This window comes from Mucilaginibacter corticis, assembly GCF_007558865.1.
GTDB classification, from domain to species: Bacteria; Bacteroidota; Bacteroidia; order Sphingobacteriales; family Sphingobacteriaceae; genus Mucilaginibacter; species Mucilaginibacter corticis.
In genome coordinates this window covers 113,248-131,091 of sequence record NZ_VLPK01000008.1, presented here as the reverse complement: position 1 = coordinate 131,091, position 17,844 = coordinate 113,248, and the positions used below count along the sequence as shown (strand labels likewise).

Sequence of the window (17,844 nt, the reverse complement as noted above, 5' to 3'; positions counted from 1 at the left end):
TAATATACCCAATTGAAATATAAGGCGCTGTGTAAAATATAAGGACGGGCGTACATACCGCGGCAGTTTCCACCAGATCTTTTTAAACCAGGCCTTACGCTCATTGGGCGATCCCCAAAACGCTGGCTTCTCTGTTTGCAATACTGGCGACTGCATACGTTCTACTTCCTGCTGCGCTACCAGGTCGCTGTACCGGTTATGTTTATCGATCCAAAAGCTGATGTTATTTTCTTTGAGATTTTCCTCGAGCAGATAACCATCTTTCCAAACCTCTGTTTTCCCCGGTACAACAAAACGATGGTCCATTTTTTCAGTGGTGTCAGAGTATCCTGTGCCATACCTGAACATCTTTAGCAGATAAAATGGGTAATAGCTACCGTGTTTTATCCAGCGGCCCTTAAAAAAATTTTTACGGTTAAAGTATATACCGTTTAAGCCTGAATGGTCTTCGTCTTTGAAACCAATTAAACGTTGTTTTAACTCGGGGGTGACAGTTTGATCGGCATCAAGGCAAATGACCCATGGCGTTTGCACCGGACAATTTTTTAATGCAAAATCCCATTGCGAGGGGTGGTTCTCAAAGGCGTTGTAAAGAAACTTTGCGCCAAATTCTTCACCAATTTTAACGGTAGCATCTGTACTGCCCGAATCTACAATAAATACCTGCGCATTCAAATCTACAATTGATTGCAATAAGCGCGGTAGGTGCTGCTCTTCGTTATAGGTTAAAACGATAAAGGAATAAGTCGCGTTCAATTTAACCGGGCTTTAAGGATCATGGACTTATAAAAATACGGAACTCTTCCGCATCCAATAAATTCGACATTTGAAAAGCCTGCATCTGTCAGCGCTTTGCTTAATGTTTTTCTCGACCACATTTTAATATGACCCCCATGCCACATGGGGTCCATGTGGCTATCCCACTTATTAAACAAGCTAAGCGCCAGGTTTTTTAAATAACCGTGGTAGGGGGTGGTAATGATGATTTCGCCGCTGCCTGCAAGCTGTTGTTTACAGAAATTGATAAACCCTTCCGGGTCATACAAATGCTCAATAACTTCTGTTGATATGATGGTATCAAATTTCTGGCCCTGTAACTCGTCAGGCAACTTACCGGTAGACAGATCCTGCAGGAAAAACCTGTCGGGACTGGTTTCACGGGCTATGGCTATGCCTTCGGCGGATGCATCTGTGCCAAACGCGTTATAACCCATCTTTAACAGCAAATTGGCTAAATATCCGTTGCCGCAGCCCAGATCAAGTATGCACTTGTTTTTACTTTTATCCAATAAGGATAGTATAGGCTGCTGTAAATAGGAAAAAGTATGCGCGGGGTCACTAACGTAGAAACCGTAATCTTTATAATCAGACATGGTTGATAACTTGCTGGTACATATCTATATATTTTTTGATCAGTTGATCTTCATCAAAATCACGGTGAATTATCCCCGGGGCATCAAGGCTGATCTGCGCCAACCGGTCTGTTTTTGTTGTGGCGATATCATTAATAGCATCGCTTATTGATCTCGGCGTTGTTTCGCACAGCCAGCCTAATTCATTTTTAACCACATAATTTGCAAGGCCAACCTGTTCGCTGATCAAAACCGGAGTGCCCGCGCTAAGGCTCTCGATAACCACATTGCCAAAATTTTCATTGTATGAAGGTAATACCAACAGATCATGATCGACAAAAACATCAAACTTGTTTTCGTTTTGAAAACCTATCCAACTGATGTTACTTTCGCTTTGGTTATACCGTGCAATGTTTTTTAAAAGGTCAATATAAGCATTGTCGCCATCACCGGCAATGGTTAAATGGTAGGGAATGGTCAGCAATGGCAACGCGTGTAACAAAATATCAAGCCCTTTTTTTTCTTCTATCCTTGAAAAGAAAAGCAGTTTTAAAACCTTGCCACTTGGTTTTTTAGGGATTGACGACGGTGCGATCTTAACAAAATTAGGGATGTCAAACATGCCCTTTGGGGTAATAATTTCTGCCAAATTCTTCAATTCAGCATTCGATGTCGCATGTAAGTACGACTGTCTTAACAAGCGTTTACCCAATAAATTATGCAGCAACTTTTTGGCAAGATTATTTTTGTTGGTAAAAGAATAACTGCTCAATGTTCCCCGTGGCGAAATGATCACCGGTACATTACGGCTTACCGCGATAAATGCTGACAAGACCGAAACCAAATTCCACCAGGCATGGATGTGAATGACATCAAATTTGGGCGCATCTTTCCACAACCTGGTCAATAACGCAGGCGAAAAGTGGCTATGGTCTTTAGTGTTCCGCTTAAAATAAATTACCTCAACGCCATCTACAATAATTGTTTTGTTCGCCATTACCGGTAATTCATCCTTGCCGTTAGCGGTAGTGGTGAAGACCGTAACCGAATTACCTGCATTTACCAGTTGCTCGCATAATTTGGCAACGGACATAGTAGGGCCGCCATAAATATAAGCCGGTTTGTAGGATGCGTTGATCTGTAATATTTTCAAATCTCCGTTAGTAAATTTCTTGACCTAAAAATCCGGAAGATGACGATCATGCTGATATAACTCCAGAAAACAGAATTGATCAGAAATTCAAAACTCAACCCGCGCCAAAAGATTTGGAATAGACCGCTAAATATCAAAGCAGTGCCAAGGGTATAGCCGCCGAAAAGCGTTTCAGCTTTTACAGAAATAATCTGGGCAACTGCTCCATAGATAAACAAGGCCAAAAATATACCAAAAGGACCACCGGACAAATAAGCGTCGACGACATAGGCAGGTTTCGCAGACACACTTGAGCCGCGGTTGACCACGCCTGCCTGGTAGACCCGTTCCATGATCAAGTCCTCAGTAGTGGGCTTGTCCGGCCAAAATACCCGTGGAATGATCGCTATGGTAGATTGTTTCAGCAGCGTAATTCCGTAATAGTCTATTTTGGCAGGCGTTGACTGTACAAAAGTCGTAAACATGTCGATCTCGCTTAAACGGTAAGCTAAAAAACCCCAGTTGGTGTCATCCCCCTCGTCTTTATTCAGCGCCGCGTCGAGCGCGATCTGAGAAGCGTCTTCCGCATTTTCGTCTCCTGACCAGGCATTCTGTCTGAATGTACTGACATAAGTTGGCAAAAACACAAAGAGTAAAAGCAACACAGGGCCAAAGGTCAGCAGCACGAGTTTTTTATAATTTGGATATAGAAAAATACCCAATACTAAAATACTAATGATAATCGGTTCCTTAAATCCTGAAATAAATGCCTGGTAAAAATTAAACAGGTATAAAAACAAGCAAATTAGGGTATTCCCGATCTTTCGCAATGGTATTGCAAGCGCCAGTGCCAGCGTGCCGGCGATAAAACTTAAAGAGTTGAGTTGGAAATAAAACTGTGACAGTCCGGGTATCCTTAAAAAAACAATAGCTACGGGAACGCTTATAAGCGCCGTCATCAATAGCAAATTTGCCAGTTTGTCTTTTTGGATCGCATACTTCTTTTTTTTGGGATATTTCATAAAAACGATTATCCCGGAAGTAAAAGCGGCATGCCCCAGGCAATAATAGCGCTGACACTGCGCAGTTATTCTTAACTTTTCAAAATCGACAAGGTAATAATTGACCTTTTCGAAATTATAATAACCCAAAACATTAAAGAAGTAAAAAATAGAAGTACAGGCCATATAACCTGCAAATATGATCTGAACCAGGAAAACAGGGCGCATAAGTTGTTCGGAAACAGGCAGGTCCGATGGTAAGGACCTGACCCAACCGGACAAAGAAAGATAGAAAATAAAGAAGGAACCCAGCCAGGCGATAGAATACGATACTATAGGATCGGAAATAAACAATAACGAAATACCCCATGGCAGGAAAAGTAGTAAATATCGCTCGATCGATGGCGTGTTTTGCATAGTTCAGTTTACGAAAGAATCAGCTAAATTATCATTTATCCATTTAACACTTTATGTTCGATTTCTTTTGCAATATGGAAAAAGTCCCAGTGCCCGATCATCAGGGCAGACCGGCGGCCCAATTCGCCTAACTGATTTTTACTTCCGGTGATTCTATCTAAGGTTGCCGAAAGGTCAGGGACACTGCCGGCTTCGAATACCGCGCCGTTAAGCCCTTCTTTGACCAGGTCAGGCGCACAGCCTACCTTATCAGAAACGAGGATGGCTTTACTGCAGGCCATCGCTTCATTCACGCTGAGGCCCCAGGTTTCACTTTTAGAAGGCAGACAAAACAGATCTGCGGATTGGTATAAAACAGGCATATATGACTGATTTTTAAAGTCAAGGAAGTGAATATTGGAGGAGTAGCTGCTGGCATGCGCCATTGATTTCAATTCCGGTTCATTAACACCATTACCAACCAGGAGCAAATGAAGATTTTCCCGGTCTAAGTTGATAAAAGCGGACAACAACGTCGCTACGTTTTTTACGGGCTCAAGTTTACCGGCGAATAGTACGAGTATATCTTCTGCATTCAAATTCAGGGAAGCATGCAACTCTTTCACTTCATCGGTCCTTTTCTCTTCAAATCGTTTGTTGTCGATCGCGTGCGGTGCGAAACTTAACTGGTGTTCCTTTAAGCCATATTTTTTAAAATAAGCTTTATTGTGCTGTCCGACATAAAAAGCGTGGTCGACATGTCTGTAAACCCAGCGCAGAAATAAAGTTTTGAATAACTGTTTTAGTCCGGGCTTTTCGTTTAATAAGGTGGAATCGCCCCGGAAATATACCGGGACTTTATTCTTAAAAAAGCGCATGACCTGTAAGTGTCCATGATATGCCCAGCCATAGATTAAGATCGCATCCGGCGCCCATTCTTTGATACGATCCGTCACTCCGGGGTTAACAACACCGCAAAAATGATCGGAACCGGGCTTGGCGGCTGTATTTTGGATCCATTCAAAATCGTAACCCTCTAATAGCGGGATATCCCAGCTTACCGGTTTTCCGAATCCAGGGTCGTTTCTTGGCTTGCCTGGTTTCCCTAAAGTGTAGAAAACTTTTATGTTGATCCTACCGCGGGAATTTAATAATTGAAATAGCGGCGCATAATACTGTATCGGGTGTGTTGTAACAATAGCCAGTTTTCTCATTTCTTAGTCAGGTTTCCGAATGACAAAAAAGGTTTTTCCAGGAATGCGAAGCTGATACCGGCAATCGGGAATAAAATGATAGCGCACAGGCAGGTTGTCATTACCGGCGCAAGGATACCATTTATGAAAGGAAAATACTTTACGGTAAAACCGGCAATAACCGGAACCAGCATCGCATGCCAAAGATAAAAACTGTACGATATTCTACCCATTGTCGTGAGCAGCCGGCTTCCCAGGATGAGCTTTAACCATTTAGCGGATGTCAGCGAGAGATACAAGATCCCGGCAAATCCGCTACTTAGCAAAGTAAAGCCAAACAATTTAAATACGTTGTAAAAATCGGCTGACAGGGCTAATACAGGTTTTGAGATCAAAACCCTGCCGGCATAGCTTAGTAATATAAAAGCGGGCAGCCATAATTTTCTTTTCTTTAAATAAAATATATCCTTTAATAAAAGCCTTGCCACGTAAACCCCTGCCCCGAACTCCACTCCCCTGAAAATGAGCTGATCAGTCAACAAATCAAAGTGTGCTTTAAATACCATTACAGAAACCAGCGCCGATAAAAAAAGCGCGCCAAACAGGTAAAAAAATATTTTATCAAAACCCGCCCGGCATTGATACATCAATAATATCGGAATGATCAAATAAAACTGCCACTCCACCCCTAGTGTCCAGAAATGCGGGGCGATGTTGAATTGCGGAAATATGGAATTAAGATAAAATATACTGGTTGATATATTCGCCGGAATATTTGCGTGCTGGTGCCCGGCAAAGATATTATACAATAGGTAAATCAGTGCCGCCGTGTAAAATGCAGGCGAAAGCCTTACCCACCTTTTGATCAAAAACCGATAAAAATCAGCAGGAGTAAAAATAGTTTTCGACCCGTAAAAGTAATACATGCAAAATCCGCTGATGACAAAAAAGAGGTCTACCCCGTTCCCACCTATTGCTAAAACGCTCGCGATATCGAGCCGGCCAATATAATATCTCGGGTTGCCATGTATGGTCCAGGCATGGATCCATAGCACGCCGAGCGCCGCCAGGAACCTTAAACCGTCAAGCGTTTGTATTCTCGTTCTCAAAATGAGCGATTGCTTTTTGAAAAAGCCGGGTTTGTAAAAAGGTAAGTTGCCTTGCGCTAAAATTCTCGAAACCAGCGGTAAGCGCCATCGGTACCAACAGCTTTTTAGCCCAATCAGCCAACAAGCTGTGTACGATATTACTGATGTCCTCGTCATGTTCATCAAAGGTAAAGACAGCGGCGTTCATCGTACAGTCATTCAATATCTCTACTGCACTACTTCTTTTGTGAAATATGGCCAGTAAAGGTTTTTCCATCATCATGTAGGGATAGATTTTTGAAGCCGTGTATTTGGGATCATCAGAGCCTGGGATGAACAAAGCATCTGACTGGGACAGCGTCGCGAGCGTATGGTAATAACTAATCCTGTCCGTAATTTCGATGATGCTCGATTCTACACCATACTGCGTGGCCAGGGGCAGGATGGTCGGAATACCTTTGCCAACAGGGGCATAACTGGTACCGATAAAATAAAACCTTAAATTGCTAAATAGTTCGTGCTGTTCCTGTAAACCTTTTTTCAATGCTGCAAATACGGGCCGGACAGCTTTATGCATATCCACACCACCCCGGCCTATATAGACGATATTTACAAAACCGTTTCCCAGCAGCCGGCTGAAACGCTGCTGATTTTCCGCAGCGATCCTGATATCCGGTTGATAAGCACCAAAGGTCAGGGTTTCCGCGGGTGTACCAGTTAATCCGGGGTAACGCTCGAAAAGGTCGTCCAGGTATTTCGCCGACACACTGATCAATCCGCTTACATTTTTCATTGCTATAGGTTCAAGGAACTTATGCAAACGGTAGGAAAACCAGTACTTTGGCGGTTGCTGTGATTTCGGTTTATCCCGGTAATATTCAGAATGCCAGGGATCCTGCATATCGATCACATAAGGCACCTGAAAGCGTTTTTTCCAGTAGGCCCCCAATATGCACAGTGGAAATTCCGTCGTCGAAAAATAGACCAGGTCATATTTTCCGCGCCGCAGCAATGCGTTCACTGCTTTAAAATAAAACCATAAAGCGCGCAGCGCGAGGCTGCCCAGGCCCAATTTGGCAGAAATCCTTCCATCAAATGCAGGAATGACATGTATTTTTATTTCCGTAGGAATACTTTGCAACAGCAGCTCGTCTTTGGCAGCTGCAGAAAACTGGTCAGCAACACGGACGACTTCCGCTTCCCAGCCAAATTCCCTGAAATAAGGCAGGCTCGTACGGACGCGGTGCATATCGGCCGTGTTGGAAGGCGGAAAATAAGGGGAAATGATCAGTACCTTTTTTAGCTCCAAAATTTATTTTGAATTAAAGGATGCCCTTTTCTGATGAATAAAAGATCGGTTTGCCATAAGGCCCTGTCCAGGGGCCTCCTGATAAATGAGCAAATATCATAAGTAACAAAGCTTGACTGGTCCATAAACCGGATGACATCGGCCAGTAAAGGCGCATCCGCGTTTATTTCCAGTAAAGAAACCTCACATAATATAAACTGGACCTCCGCTAATGATGCTACTGCTCCTTTCAATATCTCCAGTTCATATCCCTGGACGTCAAGTTTGATGAAATCGGGTCCCGTCGAATGGAATCTATTTTTGGCCAGGATGCCGTCTAGTGTTTCCAGTCGACGCGGCTCGGTTCTAAAGTCATTCGGTTTATGTTCCTTAAGCACACTGCTAACCGTCGAATTCACATGAAAAGAAACCTGCCTGCCGCTCTCTGAACCCAATAACCCGATATAATATGCAGTTTCGCTCAGACTGCCGGTAGTTTGCTGTAATCTGTTTTCTTTTTCAGCCTGGGCCTCGATCATTAATATTTTAGCTGACGGAAATATTTTCTTAAACATAACGCTCCATTCTCCTTCGAAGGCGCCAATGTCGATAACGAAGTTGGGGGAAAACCCAAGTCTTTTGAGCTGCAAAAGACTCCATTCCATTGAAGGGATATTGTTTTTGTTTTTAAACTCCCAGATCTTTTGTTCCGGAAGCAGGATACGGGTCAATCGCTTAATTAGTTTTATCATATCTTTTTTCTTTTCCACCAACGGTTATGCTTCAGTTTTGACCTGGCCTCTGACCAGTCACAGACTTCATCGATGATATCGTAAAATCCCCGCTGAGCATCCGGCAAGTCACCGGATTCTATTCGCCTTACCAGTGCGGGCAAATGATCAAAAAAAGTCTGTGTACGATAAGGGGGGTGTAACGACCAAAGACCAACTCCTGAACCTAAAAAGTCGATGCGGGTCAGCTGATGCTTGCTAATGTAACCGGAGAGTATATTTTCGGGCAGTTCCGCGTTCGGATTTCCATTGAATATTGCCTTTGCCTGGTTTCGTGGCGGCGGCTTGCGCAGACTTAATTTATGGGTACGGAACCTGGCTTTATCGATCATAAAGATCCTGGTACTCATACCATTCAATGAATAGGTATAAGATGCCAGCTTCAGCTTGACATCCTGGTTAATCAAAATATCGTCAGGATGAGGCGGGCCAGGTAATGGAGAAACGATAAAACAAGAACTATCTTTTTTAAAAAACGCCCTCGCCTCACCCACCCAGGTCTGGCTGCCGCCGCCTAAAAACATGTCGGCATCCAAATGCAAAACCAGGTCATTTGTAGCCATGAGCAGGCCATAAAAATAAGCGTAGTAAGGTCCTCCCCTAAAATCCTTTTCCGGAACGTCTTCACCGCCAAAGAAATAATTGCCGACCAGCCGCTTTGCCGATGTGCTGTAGTCCACCCAAACTATCCGTGCATTAAACTGGTTCTGAACCTCATTAACGATGAAATTCGTAAGCTGGTCACGATACACCGCCCAGTCACCGCTAAACCGTCCTTTACTGGCTTTGGTTTCGACCGTTAAAATAATTTCATCAACTTGCGGCGCCAAAATGCTGAGCTGGTGCTTTAATATGTGCCTTGCGTATAAAAAATCACCGGGCGCAAGGTTGATCTGTAAACTGACTTTATCCAATGGCTCCCTGAATTAATGTCAACATGGTCTTCATCTGGCTGTCCCAAGTGTAAAAGGCTGACGCCTGATGTGCCGTAAATTGTGCTTTGCGCAAAGTTGAGGGGTTATTTAACCAAATTTCCAGGTCCTCCAGGTCTATTGGTCCGGGTGCAGTCGGTAACATGAAACCAGCTTTGAATTGTTCAAAGACCTCCCGCTGGCCGGCCGTCGCGGTTGCGATAACCGGCAGACCGGCTTCCAGGTACTGAAAAAATTTATTAGTAATGGTGTAATTTCGGCTTAAGGGTTCGGTGAGCTCAAGTGCAAGACCGATATCAAAATCCCTGATCCTGTCGGGTAATTCCCGTTCAGTGACCAGCGGATGAAAAAACAACCGGTGCACTCCCGTCATCAATGCTGTTAATTGTTCCCGGAAATATTCATCGACGTTCCCAAGCAAATGCAGTTCGTAACCCTGACGGAAACTGGAAGATAAGCGGATAAACTCTTCAATTCCCCTGCCGGGACCAATGGTTTGCGAAAACCAAAATAGTTTCAACGGCGTTGTAAATGCGCTTTTCTTTGGTGCGCTTTCGCTATTGCGCGGAAAAATATTGTAGATAACGGCAGGAACTGCACTATCATAGCGCTTCGCTAGTTCTTTCGCCATGGCATAAGATGTTGTCATACAAAATACCCCTTGCCGTAGCGCCTTACACTCTGCTGTACGAAGTAAATTAACCGGTCGCGTCGCTCTGGCCCCGGGAAGCAAGTCTTCTGAGTACCAGTCTTCCAGGTCGAATGCCACCTTAAATCCGGCTTTCAAAAGCCTGGAGCCTGTGTAGGTCGCCAGCTCCTGGTGACAAATATAAAGGTCCGCCCTGATGCCCTTACAACAGCTAAAATACCGCAAGGCTCCGTAGCCGAGTGCTAAAAAACTTTGAACTTTCAACCTGGAGACAAAGAACATCCCCAATTTAAGAACTACCCGGTCTGTGAAAGACCGCAAACCTGACTGGGTGAGGTCGGCAACCGGGCTGATCCGGATATGGGGATGATCGGAAACCGCTGACAGATCCTCCCGGTACAACGCTTGCGAGACAACAGTGTTCAGGATGATCACCTCATACCCCGCGCTTGCTGCGGCGATAGCCTCTTTGAGTACGCGTGGGTTCCTGCAAAGATGCGACTGCGTGACGATCCCGATTGTAAGTCCCTTCATGCGACTCCCCCGCTAAACAGAACCTGAGTTATTTTCCCGAGTGTTTGCGGTATGGATAGAAAGGTCAGGGCCTTTTCTTGTCCTAGTTTCCGCAACGCCATTCTTCGGGAAGAGGAACCGAGTAATTCCAGGCACCGGGCCATCAATTCATCGGTATCACTGTAAGTTTCGATCTCCTTCCCCACTTCATATAAACTTTTTAACCCGGCGGTGTGTTCCGTCAGGTAACAGGCACCCAGCATCGGCGCTTCCAGGTCCCGTAACCTGCTGTAGACCGTCGATCTCTGGCCAAATTCATTAAAAACAGGCACCCGGTTGATCCCAAGCATAATGTTACTGTTCCTTGTAAGATCCATGTATCCGTCAAAATCTGGCCTGGCGAAAATATTTTGTACCGGAACTGCGCTGTGAGGGCTGACAGGAAAACGGTTAAGATGGTAGATCAGGAATCGTTTTAGCCCGGTTCTGCCCAGCACTTTCAGTTGGTTCTTTATTTTTGTCCCATAACCGGCTGCAGGTTCAGGATTTGCAAGGCCCGAAGCGGCCAACCAGCCATCGCCACGCACCTCCACCGGCAATCCCCTTTCAATGACATCCGCCAGCAATTTTTCCCTGAGCGCGTCTTTTGAGCCGATAAAGGATATTTTTCCATTTTCATGAACAGGAAGATTGCGATATGCGGGCGAGACCCACATCGGCATCGGCAGGTGAATGTGTTTCACTCCCGCCTTTTTATACATCGGCAAAGCTTCATATTCAGGCACCCATACCAGGTCGAACACCTTAAATTCTGCCGGCGGTTTAGAAAATTCACGGACGTTATCGCAGTAAAAGTTAACGCAGGGTAGTCCAAGCGCCCTGATTTCTTTTATTGCGACCATATCAATCTGCTTGGGGTAAAGATAGCATAGGAAAAAATCGATGCGTTTACGGTTGGCTTTAATGTACTTCAGCGTTCGTTCCCAGGACTGGTCTTTCCATGCATTAATCGCGGGTTCGTTTTCATGAGGAACCAATCCCGCCGCCCAGTCCACGCCGGGAACCTCCTGCCATTGCATTCCGGATTCTTCGATACCGTTTTTCATATAATAGCTCCAAAACCGATATCCGGGCACCGGATGCGGTTGTTCAGTCAAATCCTGCAAGAAAGCTAAGAGTATATTCATTCAGGCCTTAGGGAGCAGGTATTTATCAATAAAAATGCTGTTAATATGCGTATCTGCGTACAATAAATAGTCGCGCCTATTTAAAAATTCTGCGATGGCAACATCTTTTTTTCCACTTAGGTTATTGGAAAATTCAACCGTTTCAACACAAATAATGCCGGGCCGGTAACGTGAATAATCGATTGATTCGAGAATCTGAAAGTCAAGGCCTTCCACGTCAAGGGATATCACCAGCGGTGTTTCAAAAGTAAAATGCGTTTCGAGGATTTCGTTGATGGCGACTAGCTGCACGCTGATTTTTTTTCTGATCTTTCGATGGTGTTTATCTACCATATTTTCAGCTTCCGCGAGGGAAAATGTATTTAGTACAGGGTCATCCATCAGGAAAAAATCTGCATTATCCTGGTTTGTCAAGGCGACACCCGCTTTAATTAACATATCTTTGGGCCTGCAACGGCTGATTTTCCGGTGAAAAGCAGGATCCGGTTCAACACATACGCCCTGATGCCCTTTTAGGTAGAGCAAGTAGGTATTATTCATTTCCCGGGGATCGTTCGTGCCGATATCCAGGTATTTGACACCCTTGAGACCGAGGGAATTGATCAGGAACAACAAAATTATGTCTTCGCCGCATTGCGAAAAGGACAAGTTGAGGTTCGTTTTAAATAACTTATTCCAGACTTTATTTGCCAGCAGCAATGGATTCATTTTTTTACCAGTATTTTAAGTTGTTTTACGATTCGCCATCCCGCGAACTTGATCAATATACTCGTCAATCCGCCGGCAGGATAGTTAAAATCGGTGCCTCCTAACACTTTTATTTGCGTTTTTGCGAAGTTTCTTTGTTCTGTTAGCCGCGGATAAACCTCGTAAATATAGGCCTTCCATAAGTTCGCACACGATCGTTGCACTTTTTCATTCGCCCCGTACTTCGCAAGCACAGGTTCAAATGAAAGCAACATCGATCGGAATAAAGAAAGATATGCCGGGTCATTTTTTTGAGAGGAAAGTCCGTTAACCCCTGTCCGGTAACCATAAACCGCTGACATGCAAGGAACAATCATTTTTGCCTGTAAAGCTACCCTGGTAAAAAATTCAAAATCGTCATTGAGCGTCAGCTCTTCGTTCCAGGGCCCGGCTTTATCCACAATTACCCTGGGCAGCATCAGTCTGCCGGGCGGTGTGTTATGCCGCGAATGATACCAGTTAATGATAACCCATTGCTCTAAAGTATGCGGGGTGGTCAATGGCTCGTTACACAGCATAAAATCAGTTTTCATGTCTGCGTAAAAACGGCCCCAGGCAGAAACGATCATACATTCAGGCCATTGCATAGCTAATTGCATTTGATTAAAAATGAAATCAGGCCCTACCAGGTCGTCTGCGTCAAAAAAAACAATAAACTCACCCTTGCTTTGCCTGTAAGCGATATTTCTCGCCCTGGCCGCACCGCCATTCGGGACATTGATGAGCCGGATCCGGTTATCGCCGATATCGGCGGCGACGGCTTGCGTACCATCGGCGGAACCATCGTTGACAACGATGATTTCGATATTTGAATAGCTTTGGCTGCAAAGCGCGCGTAAGGTTTCTCCGATGTACCGTTCGCAATTGTATGCCGGCATACAAACCGACACCAATGGCTCATTTTTTGTTAAATCGTTCAATTCAAACAATTTGTTTTTTCCAGCTTTCGATAAAATAAAGCGCTTTCGATTCGTTCACGTAATGATGAAGTGTCCCGGTTTGTGACCGGACTTGCGCTGCTCCGGGCAGAACGATATATTCTTGCGGATCAGCCACTACTAAATTCCCGGTCCTTTCCAGGATAATAGCGGTAATTAATTGTTCAAGATAGTATTGGGATCCGAAATTTTTTTCAAAGTCGCTAACCAGGTTTTCGATAAAATGCAAATCTATTTTACTGCTGTCGATGCCATACATCCCGGAGTTGATGTTGTGCGAAACACCAGACGACCATATTTTCCGGATCTCCTGTTCCTGGTACCCATAACTGCGTTGGACATCTGAGATACCAAAAGCAGCGTTTTGATTCTCTTCATATTGCCCGACCCAATTTAGAAAAGCAACAGGCTTTTTCAAAAAAAGCATATCTGAATCAAAAAATGCAGCACCCCCGGTTTGCTTTAAATGCGGGTAGATCAACTTTTTAAAAAGGGGCATAACGGCCGTCTTTTCATTCAGTTTAGGAAAAGTGGCTACCGGCAGGCATTCTTTTAATGCCTGTTTTGTTTCCGCAGAGGAGATTAGGCGTATCTGCGGGAACCGTTGCCGCAAAATCGCGGAAACTTGATCGCTCAGCGTGCCATCGCTGTAGAAATTTACCGAAAACTGTCCTGACTCCCCCGGGGTTAAAAATTTAAAGAAGCTGTATACGCAAAATAGGCTTTGGTGTATAAACCGGTCGCCGGTTAAAAAATTAATTTTAAACCGGCCTTCAGGGTTAAAGTCGCTCTTAATAGTCAAAATATCCAGGGCATACCTTTCCATTTCCTTTTCGGCAGCCAGCATTTCCTGATAACGCTGCTTTCCTCCGAATTTCCGGACCACCTCCTTTTGAGTTTTGGGCTGGTAATAAAATTTGTATAGTAACTTCCCTGCTAGCGACATAACTTATTTATTGAGAGTTTTGTCGGTTTTCTTCCTTAAGTTCATAAATGGCCGCTCTACCCCAACATAACTCAAAAACCCGGCGAACGTCGAAAAACAAACAGACATTAAAATGAATACCCACACATCAAGGCCTTTACCGAAAAAGTGAAACAATACCTGCTGAATCGAAAAACTGTAGATATAAATACCATAAGAGACATCATATTTGATGCTGAACTTGAACGACTGAAATAAGTTGATCAGTAACAGTGCGATCAGGAAAGGAGAAACGAGATTAAATCCGCCAAACTTGAGCAGCATCAATATAAACAAGAATAACAGCGCAGTGCCTTTCATGTCCAGCGTTACAAAATCCCGGAACAGAAAAACAACCGATCCTGCCAGGTATGCCGCGTATAGTTTGAACGCCGGCGATAATATCAGTACTGTCGGCCCGAAATTTTTTGAGAAATTGACGTTAATCGCATAATAGAAAAACACGATAACGGTGATTAGCAGGTAAAGGAATTTATTTTTTTCAAAAAGTCCGAAGAGACCGGCGACGAGTGTAAGGCAGTAGCATTGGATTTCGGGGAAAAGACTCCACAAGCTGCCGTTAAGGGAACCTTGATAAGCTGCCCGGTCTAGTAAACCTTTAATGCTCCATTGATTGATCTTTAAAAATAAATTATGCCCGATAAAACTCAGGGCGCCGGCCGGACCGGTAAAATTAAACCGGGACAAAGGCTGTTCGCCTGAAAGAAAAATAAGGGGCGCAAGCACAAACGCGGTGATTACAAGGCATGCCCAGAAACCGGGAAAGATCCGGAGCAGGCGATGGGTGGCAAAGACACCTACATTTCCTGAGCGCAGAAAGCTTGCCGTAATCAGGTAGCCACTCAAAGCAAAGAAACCCATTACCCCCAAATCGGCCAGATTGATCTGATTTTTTGAAAAAACGGCAAGCGGATCGGATAAGTTATACCCGCCGATCAAAAGGCAGTGGACCGACAATACCATCACTGCCAGCAATATCCGCAGAAGGTCAAACCCGTTTTTCTCTTTTGTCATTTTTTTAAATAATTACTTCTGGCCAAACCGTCAAAGGTGCCGCAGGCGCCCCGCCACCTGATATAGTTAACAGGGCCTTTCCATGAGCTATAAGTCAACCAGGCCTTCATTTTTCTTAACGGGACCGTCCAATCAGCAACTTTTTTCCAGGGATTGATTTGGTGGCTTTCCAGTAAACGGATCCAGGATTTATTGGTATGGTTGATCAATCTCGCCAGATATTCGGTCTTCGTCCTTTGCTGCGGGATAATGTGAATAAGGCTGAGCATCGGAAAATAACCGGTTTGCCAGCCGGATTTTAATATTTCAAGTACGATATCGTTATCTCCGCCGGAACTCAGGGAGTTACCTGTCCTGTCCGATATCGGTTCTTTTTGGGAAGTGATTTTTTTAATATAGCTTTTAAGGGCATCCATCCTGATAACCATGCCGGCACCGACCGGAGCGGTTATGGGATATGTCGCCTCCCAGGCATTGATGATGACCTGTTCCCCCAGATCCCTCAAGGCCAAATTTCCGTAAAATTCTTTTAACCATGCCGGTTGTTCATACTCGAATAAGGGGAGCGATTTCCCGCCGGCCGCACCCAGTCCAGGATGGTCCTCGAAAATTTCCAACGAAAGCTTCAAATAGTTTTCATTTAATAAATTATCATCGTCAACCAGTATCGCAACATTCCCGTTTGCTTCCAGAAATCCCTTTAAGCGTGCAAATGTCAACCCTTGCCTTGGTTCACGGATTACCCTGGCCGCGGGATGCCAGCCGGTATCAATTTGGCCGGCTACGGGGCTGTCAGAATTATTGTCAATAATAAGCAGTTCCCAGAATTCTGTGGGTAAAGTCTGCGTTTTCAGGCAATCGAGCGTTTGACCCAATCGTATCAAATCAGGGTTATAAGTAGGGAGTATGACTGATAACAAAGGAATATTCACTATATCAGATTGTTGACAAATAAAGCATCGCCCTGTAATATACCTTCTTCTTCTGTTTTATAACCAGGCATGACACTGACCATCCGGAAATTCTGGTCGGTCAGTATTTTATAAAGATCAAAAAAGGTGGATGACCCTTCATATATCGGCCTGTACGAAAATTCAATATAAACGAGCCGGGTACGCTTTAAAGTTTCATAGCCCGATCGAAGTACCATATGCTCCGCACCTTGTACATCAATTTTTAGCAGATCAATACTGCCGATCTTGCAATCAGCGGTGATTCGGTCAAGCGGCTCTGTTTTTACTTTCAAAGTCACTTCTTCTGCCTCTTCAAAACCCGGCAAGCGCATTAACTCTCTCTTAACCTTCAAAAAAGAACTGTTGTAATCATAATCCCCGAATGTATAAAAATCAGCTTCCCCGGATGACTCGGCAACAGCCAAATTAAAAATGGAATATTTTGCCTGGTCTGCAAATCTGGACCGGAGCATGGGGATATGGTTAGTTAATGGCTCAACAATAATGGCGCGTTCGATGTTATAATACTGGGATAAGGCTGTTGAAAACTGGCCGTATGAAGCACCGATGTCAATAAACGTGATCGGCCTATTGTTCGGCAGCCATTCCTGTATCTCAACCGGTACCCCAAAGCGGTTATAGGGGATTTTCAATAAATCCATCAGAAAGTACTTACCTTCCTGTTTGATGTTATTGGGGATCATTCTTTTTATCAGGTTCATCACTTACTAAATTAGAATTTTTATATGTTAATGAGCAGGTCGGTCGTTAGCGGTGTCCCATAGAGCTGTAATTGTTCCAGTACCGCGTGTTCTGCATCCGAAGAGGTTATCCTGGTCAGACATTTTCTGTCGTGTTCACACTTATTGTGAAACCAGCAGGGCGAACACGCTACTTCACTATAGATATTCCGAAAAACGGAATAGCCTGATTGATCCGGACTTTCACGGCCGCCATAAATGATCACCGCGCGACAATCCACCGCCCTGGCCAGGTGCATCATAAACCCGACGTGCGTAATCAACAGCCTCGCATTTTTTAAGATGGCGGCGCTCTCCCGGATGGTCGTTTTACCCCTCAGGTCAAGCACATTAGTGAGTGGCGCATCATATTTTGAACCCAATTGGATGAACTGATACTGGTTGGCGTACTTGTCGACAATTTGCTGGTACCGCCCGGCAAACCATTCCTTGTTTTTCATAGGTATCAGCGCGCTTACCGTTGAGGTGACGATAACAATTTGTTTGTCGTAAATAAGCCCTTTCGCCGTTTCGGCAACCTCGAGGTCCAGAACAGGTTTATTTTCAATGGTGCCTTTTATATCAAGCCAATCTGCCATTTTTAGGAGAATGTGCTTCTCCGGAATTAAGTCCCTGTCTTCTTCAGGCTGATATGTTGTATAAGCCGGACGCACCAGTTTCACGTTACCCAGCTTCAGTAAATAAGATGAAAGCAAGGTATTAAACGGGATAACCAGTTTTACGACGGGGTTATTTTTAAAAAGGTCCGGGTGATCACATTTTATCCAGATATTTTGATAGCCGCGTTCATATAACGCTTTCGAGAGGGTCGTCAATAAAAGATTATCCCCGAGCGAGTCCCCGAAATACAAAATATGCGATGGCACGCCATTCTTACAGAACATGCGCAATGTTTCAAAAATGGTTCGGAAAGTGCTTTTAATT

The 17,844-nt window shown here is 44.4% G+C and carries 18 protein-coding genes; all 18 read right to left on the bottom strand.

Translation table 11 applies throughout. The annotated features are described in order from the left end of the window. Positions 1 to 756 (bottom strand): glycosyltransferase family 2 protein (locus tag FO440_RS24005; protein WP_144250857.1); only part of this gene is annotated, 756 nt, incomplete at its 3' end. Further along, positions 753 to 1,373: a class I SAM-dependent methyltransferase gene (locus FO440_RS24000; RefSeq protein ID WP_144250856.1), complete on the bottom strand. Its 621-nt coding sequence runs from the start codon at positions 1,371 to 1,373 to the stop codon at positions 753 to 755. The genes FO440_RS24000 and FO440_RS24005, both read right to left, overlap by 4 nt. After that, the gene (locus FO440_RS23995) at positions 1,366 to 2,505 is read right to left on the bottom strand and encodes an XrtY-associated glycosyltransferase XYAG1 (RefSeq protein WP_144250855.1); all 1,140 of its coding nucleotides are present in this window, start codon (positions 2,503 to 2,505) and stop codon (positions 1,366 to 1,368) included. The genes FO440_RS24000 and FO440_RS23995 overlap by 8 nt, the downstream gene beginning before the upstream one ends. After that, positions 2,502 to 3,902 carry an exosortase Y-associated Wzy-like protein gene (locus FO440_RS23990; RefSeq protein WP_144250854.1) on the bottom strand — a complete coding sequence of 467 codons (1,401 nt, stop codon included), beginning with the start codon at positions 3,900 to 3,902 and terminating at the stop codon, positions 2,502 to 2,504. The genes FO440_RS23995 and FO440_RS23990 overlap by 4 nt, the downstream gene beginning before the upstream one ends. Before the next feature lie 35 nt (positions 3,903 to 3,937). Continuing rightward, positions 3,938 to 5,095, bottom strand: a complete 1,158-nt coding sequence (locus FO440_RS23985) for a glycosyltransferase family 4 protein (protein ID WP_144250853.1) — start codon at positions 5,093 to 5,095, stop codon at positions 3,938 to 3,940. Then, the gene (locus tag FO440_RS23980; protein ID WP_186292792.1) at positions 5,092 to 6,183 is read right to left on the bottom strand and encodes an acyltransferase family protein; all 1,092 of its coding nucleotides are present in this window, start codon (positions 6,181 to 6,183) and stop codon (positions 5,092 to 5,094) included. Before FO440_RS23980 ends, FO440_RS23985 begins: the two co-directional genes overlap by 4 nt. After that, the gene (locus tag FO440_RS23975; protein ID WP_246104318.1) at positions 6,158 to 7,471 is read right to left on the bottom strand and encodes a glycosyltransferase; all 1,314 of its coding nucleotides are present in this window, start codon (positions 7,469 to 7,471) and stop codon (positions 6,158 to 6,160) included. The genes FO440_RS23980 and FO440_RS23975 overlap by 26 nt, the downstream gene beginning before the upstream one ends. Next, positions 7,462 to 8,202, bottom strand: a complete 741-nt coding sequence (locus FO440_RS23970) for an FkbM family methyltransferase (RefSeq protein ID WP_144250851.1) — start codon at positions 8,200 to 8,202, stop codon at positions 7,462 to 7,464. Before FO440_RS23970 ends, FO440_RS23975 begins: the two co-directional genes overlap by 10 nt. Further along, the gene (locus tag FO440_RS23965; protein WP_144250850.1) at positions 8,199 to 9,155 is read right to left on the bottom strand and encodes a hypothetical protein; all 957 of its coding nucleotides are present in this window, start codon (positions 9,153 to 9,155) and stop codon (positions 8,199 to 8,201) included. Before FO440_RS23965 ends, FO440_RS23970 begins: the two co-directional genes overlap by 4 nt. After that, positions 9,148 to 10,356, bottom strand: coding sequence for a glycosyltransferase family protein (locus FO440_RS23960; protein ID WP_144250849.1), 1,209 nt, complete (start codon positions 10,354 to 10,356; stop codon positions 9,148 to 9,150). Before FO440_RS23960 ends, FO440_RS23965 begins: the two co-directional genes overlap by 8 nt. Further along, complete coding sequence (locus FO440_RS23955) at positions 10,353 to 11,522, bottom strand: glycosyltransferase family protein (protein WP_144250848.1); 1,170 nt, start codon at positions 11,520 to 11,522, stop codon at positions 10,353 to 10,355. The genes FO440_RS23960 and FO440_RS23955 overlap by 4 nt, the downstream gene beginning before the upstream one ends. Next, on the bottom strand, positions 11,523 to 12,230 hold the full coding sequence (locus tag FO440_RS23950; protein ID WP_144250847.1) for an FkbM family methyltransferase: 708 nt from the start codon (positions 12,228 to 12,230) through the stop codon (positions 11,523 to 11,525). Continuing rightward, on the bottom strand, positions 12,227 to 13,189 hold the full coding sequence (locus FO440_RS23945; RefSeq protein ID WP_144250846.1) for a glycosyltransferase family 2 protein: 963 nt from the start codon (positions 13,187 to 13,189) through the stop codon (positions 12,227 to 12,229). The genes FO440_RS23950 and FO440_RS23945 overlap by 4 nt, the downstream gene beginning before the upstream one ends. Position 13,190: 1 nt before the next feature. After that, positions 13,191 to 14,153 (bottom strand): hypothetical protein, encoded by a 963-nt coding sequence (locus FO440_RS23940; protein WP_144250845.1) that lies wholly within the window; start codon positions 14,151 to 14,153, stop codon positions 13,191 to 13,193. A 3-nt stretch (positions 14,154 to 14,156) separates the two neighbouring features. Further along, positions 14,157 to 15,206, bottom strand: coding sequence for an acyltransferase family protein (locus FO440_RS23935; RefSeq protein ID WP_144250844.1), 1,050 nt, complete (start codon positions 15,204 to 15,206; stop codon positions 14,157 to 14,159). Next, the gene (locus FO440_RS23930; RefSeq protein WP_262711517.1) at positions 15,203 to 16,138 is read right to left on the bottom strand and encodes a glycosyltransferase; all 936 of its coding nucleotides are present in this window, start codon (positions 16,136 to 16,138) and stop codon (positions 15,203 to 15,205) included. The genes FO440_RS23935 and FO440_RS23930 overlap by 4 nt, the downstream gene beginning before the upstream one ends. After that, a complete protein-coding gene (locus FO440_RS23925; protein WP_144250843.1) occupies positions 16,138 to 16,881 on the bottom strand; it encodes an FkbM family methyltransferase in 744 nt (247 codons plus the stop codon). The genes FO440_RS23930 and FO440_RS23925 overlap by 1 nt, the downstream gene beginning before the upstream one ends. Positions 16,882 to 16,901: 20 nt before the next feature. Next, positions 16,902 to 17,804 carry a glycosyltransferase family 9 protein gene (locus FO440_RS23920; RefSeq protein ID WP_144250842.1) on the bottom strand — a complete coding sequence of 301 codons (903 nt, stop codon included), beginning with the start codon at positions 17,802 to 17,804 and terminating at the stop codon, positions 16,902 to 16,904. Between the last annotated feature and the right edge of the window lie 40 nt (positions 17,805 to 17,844).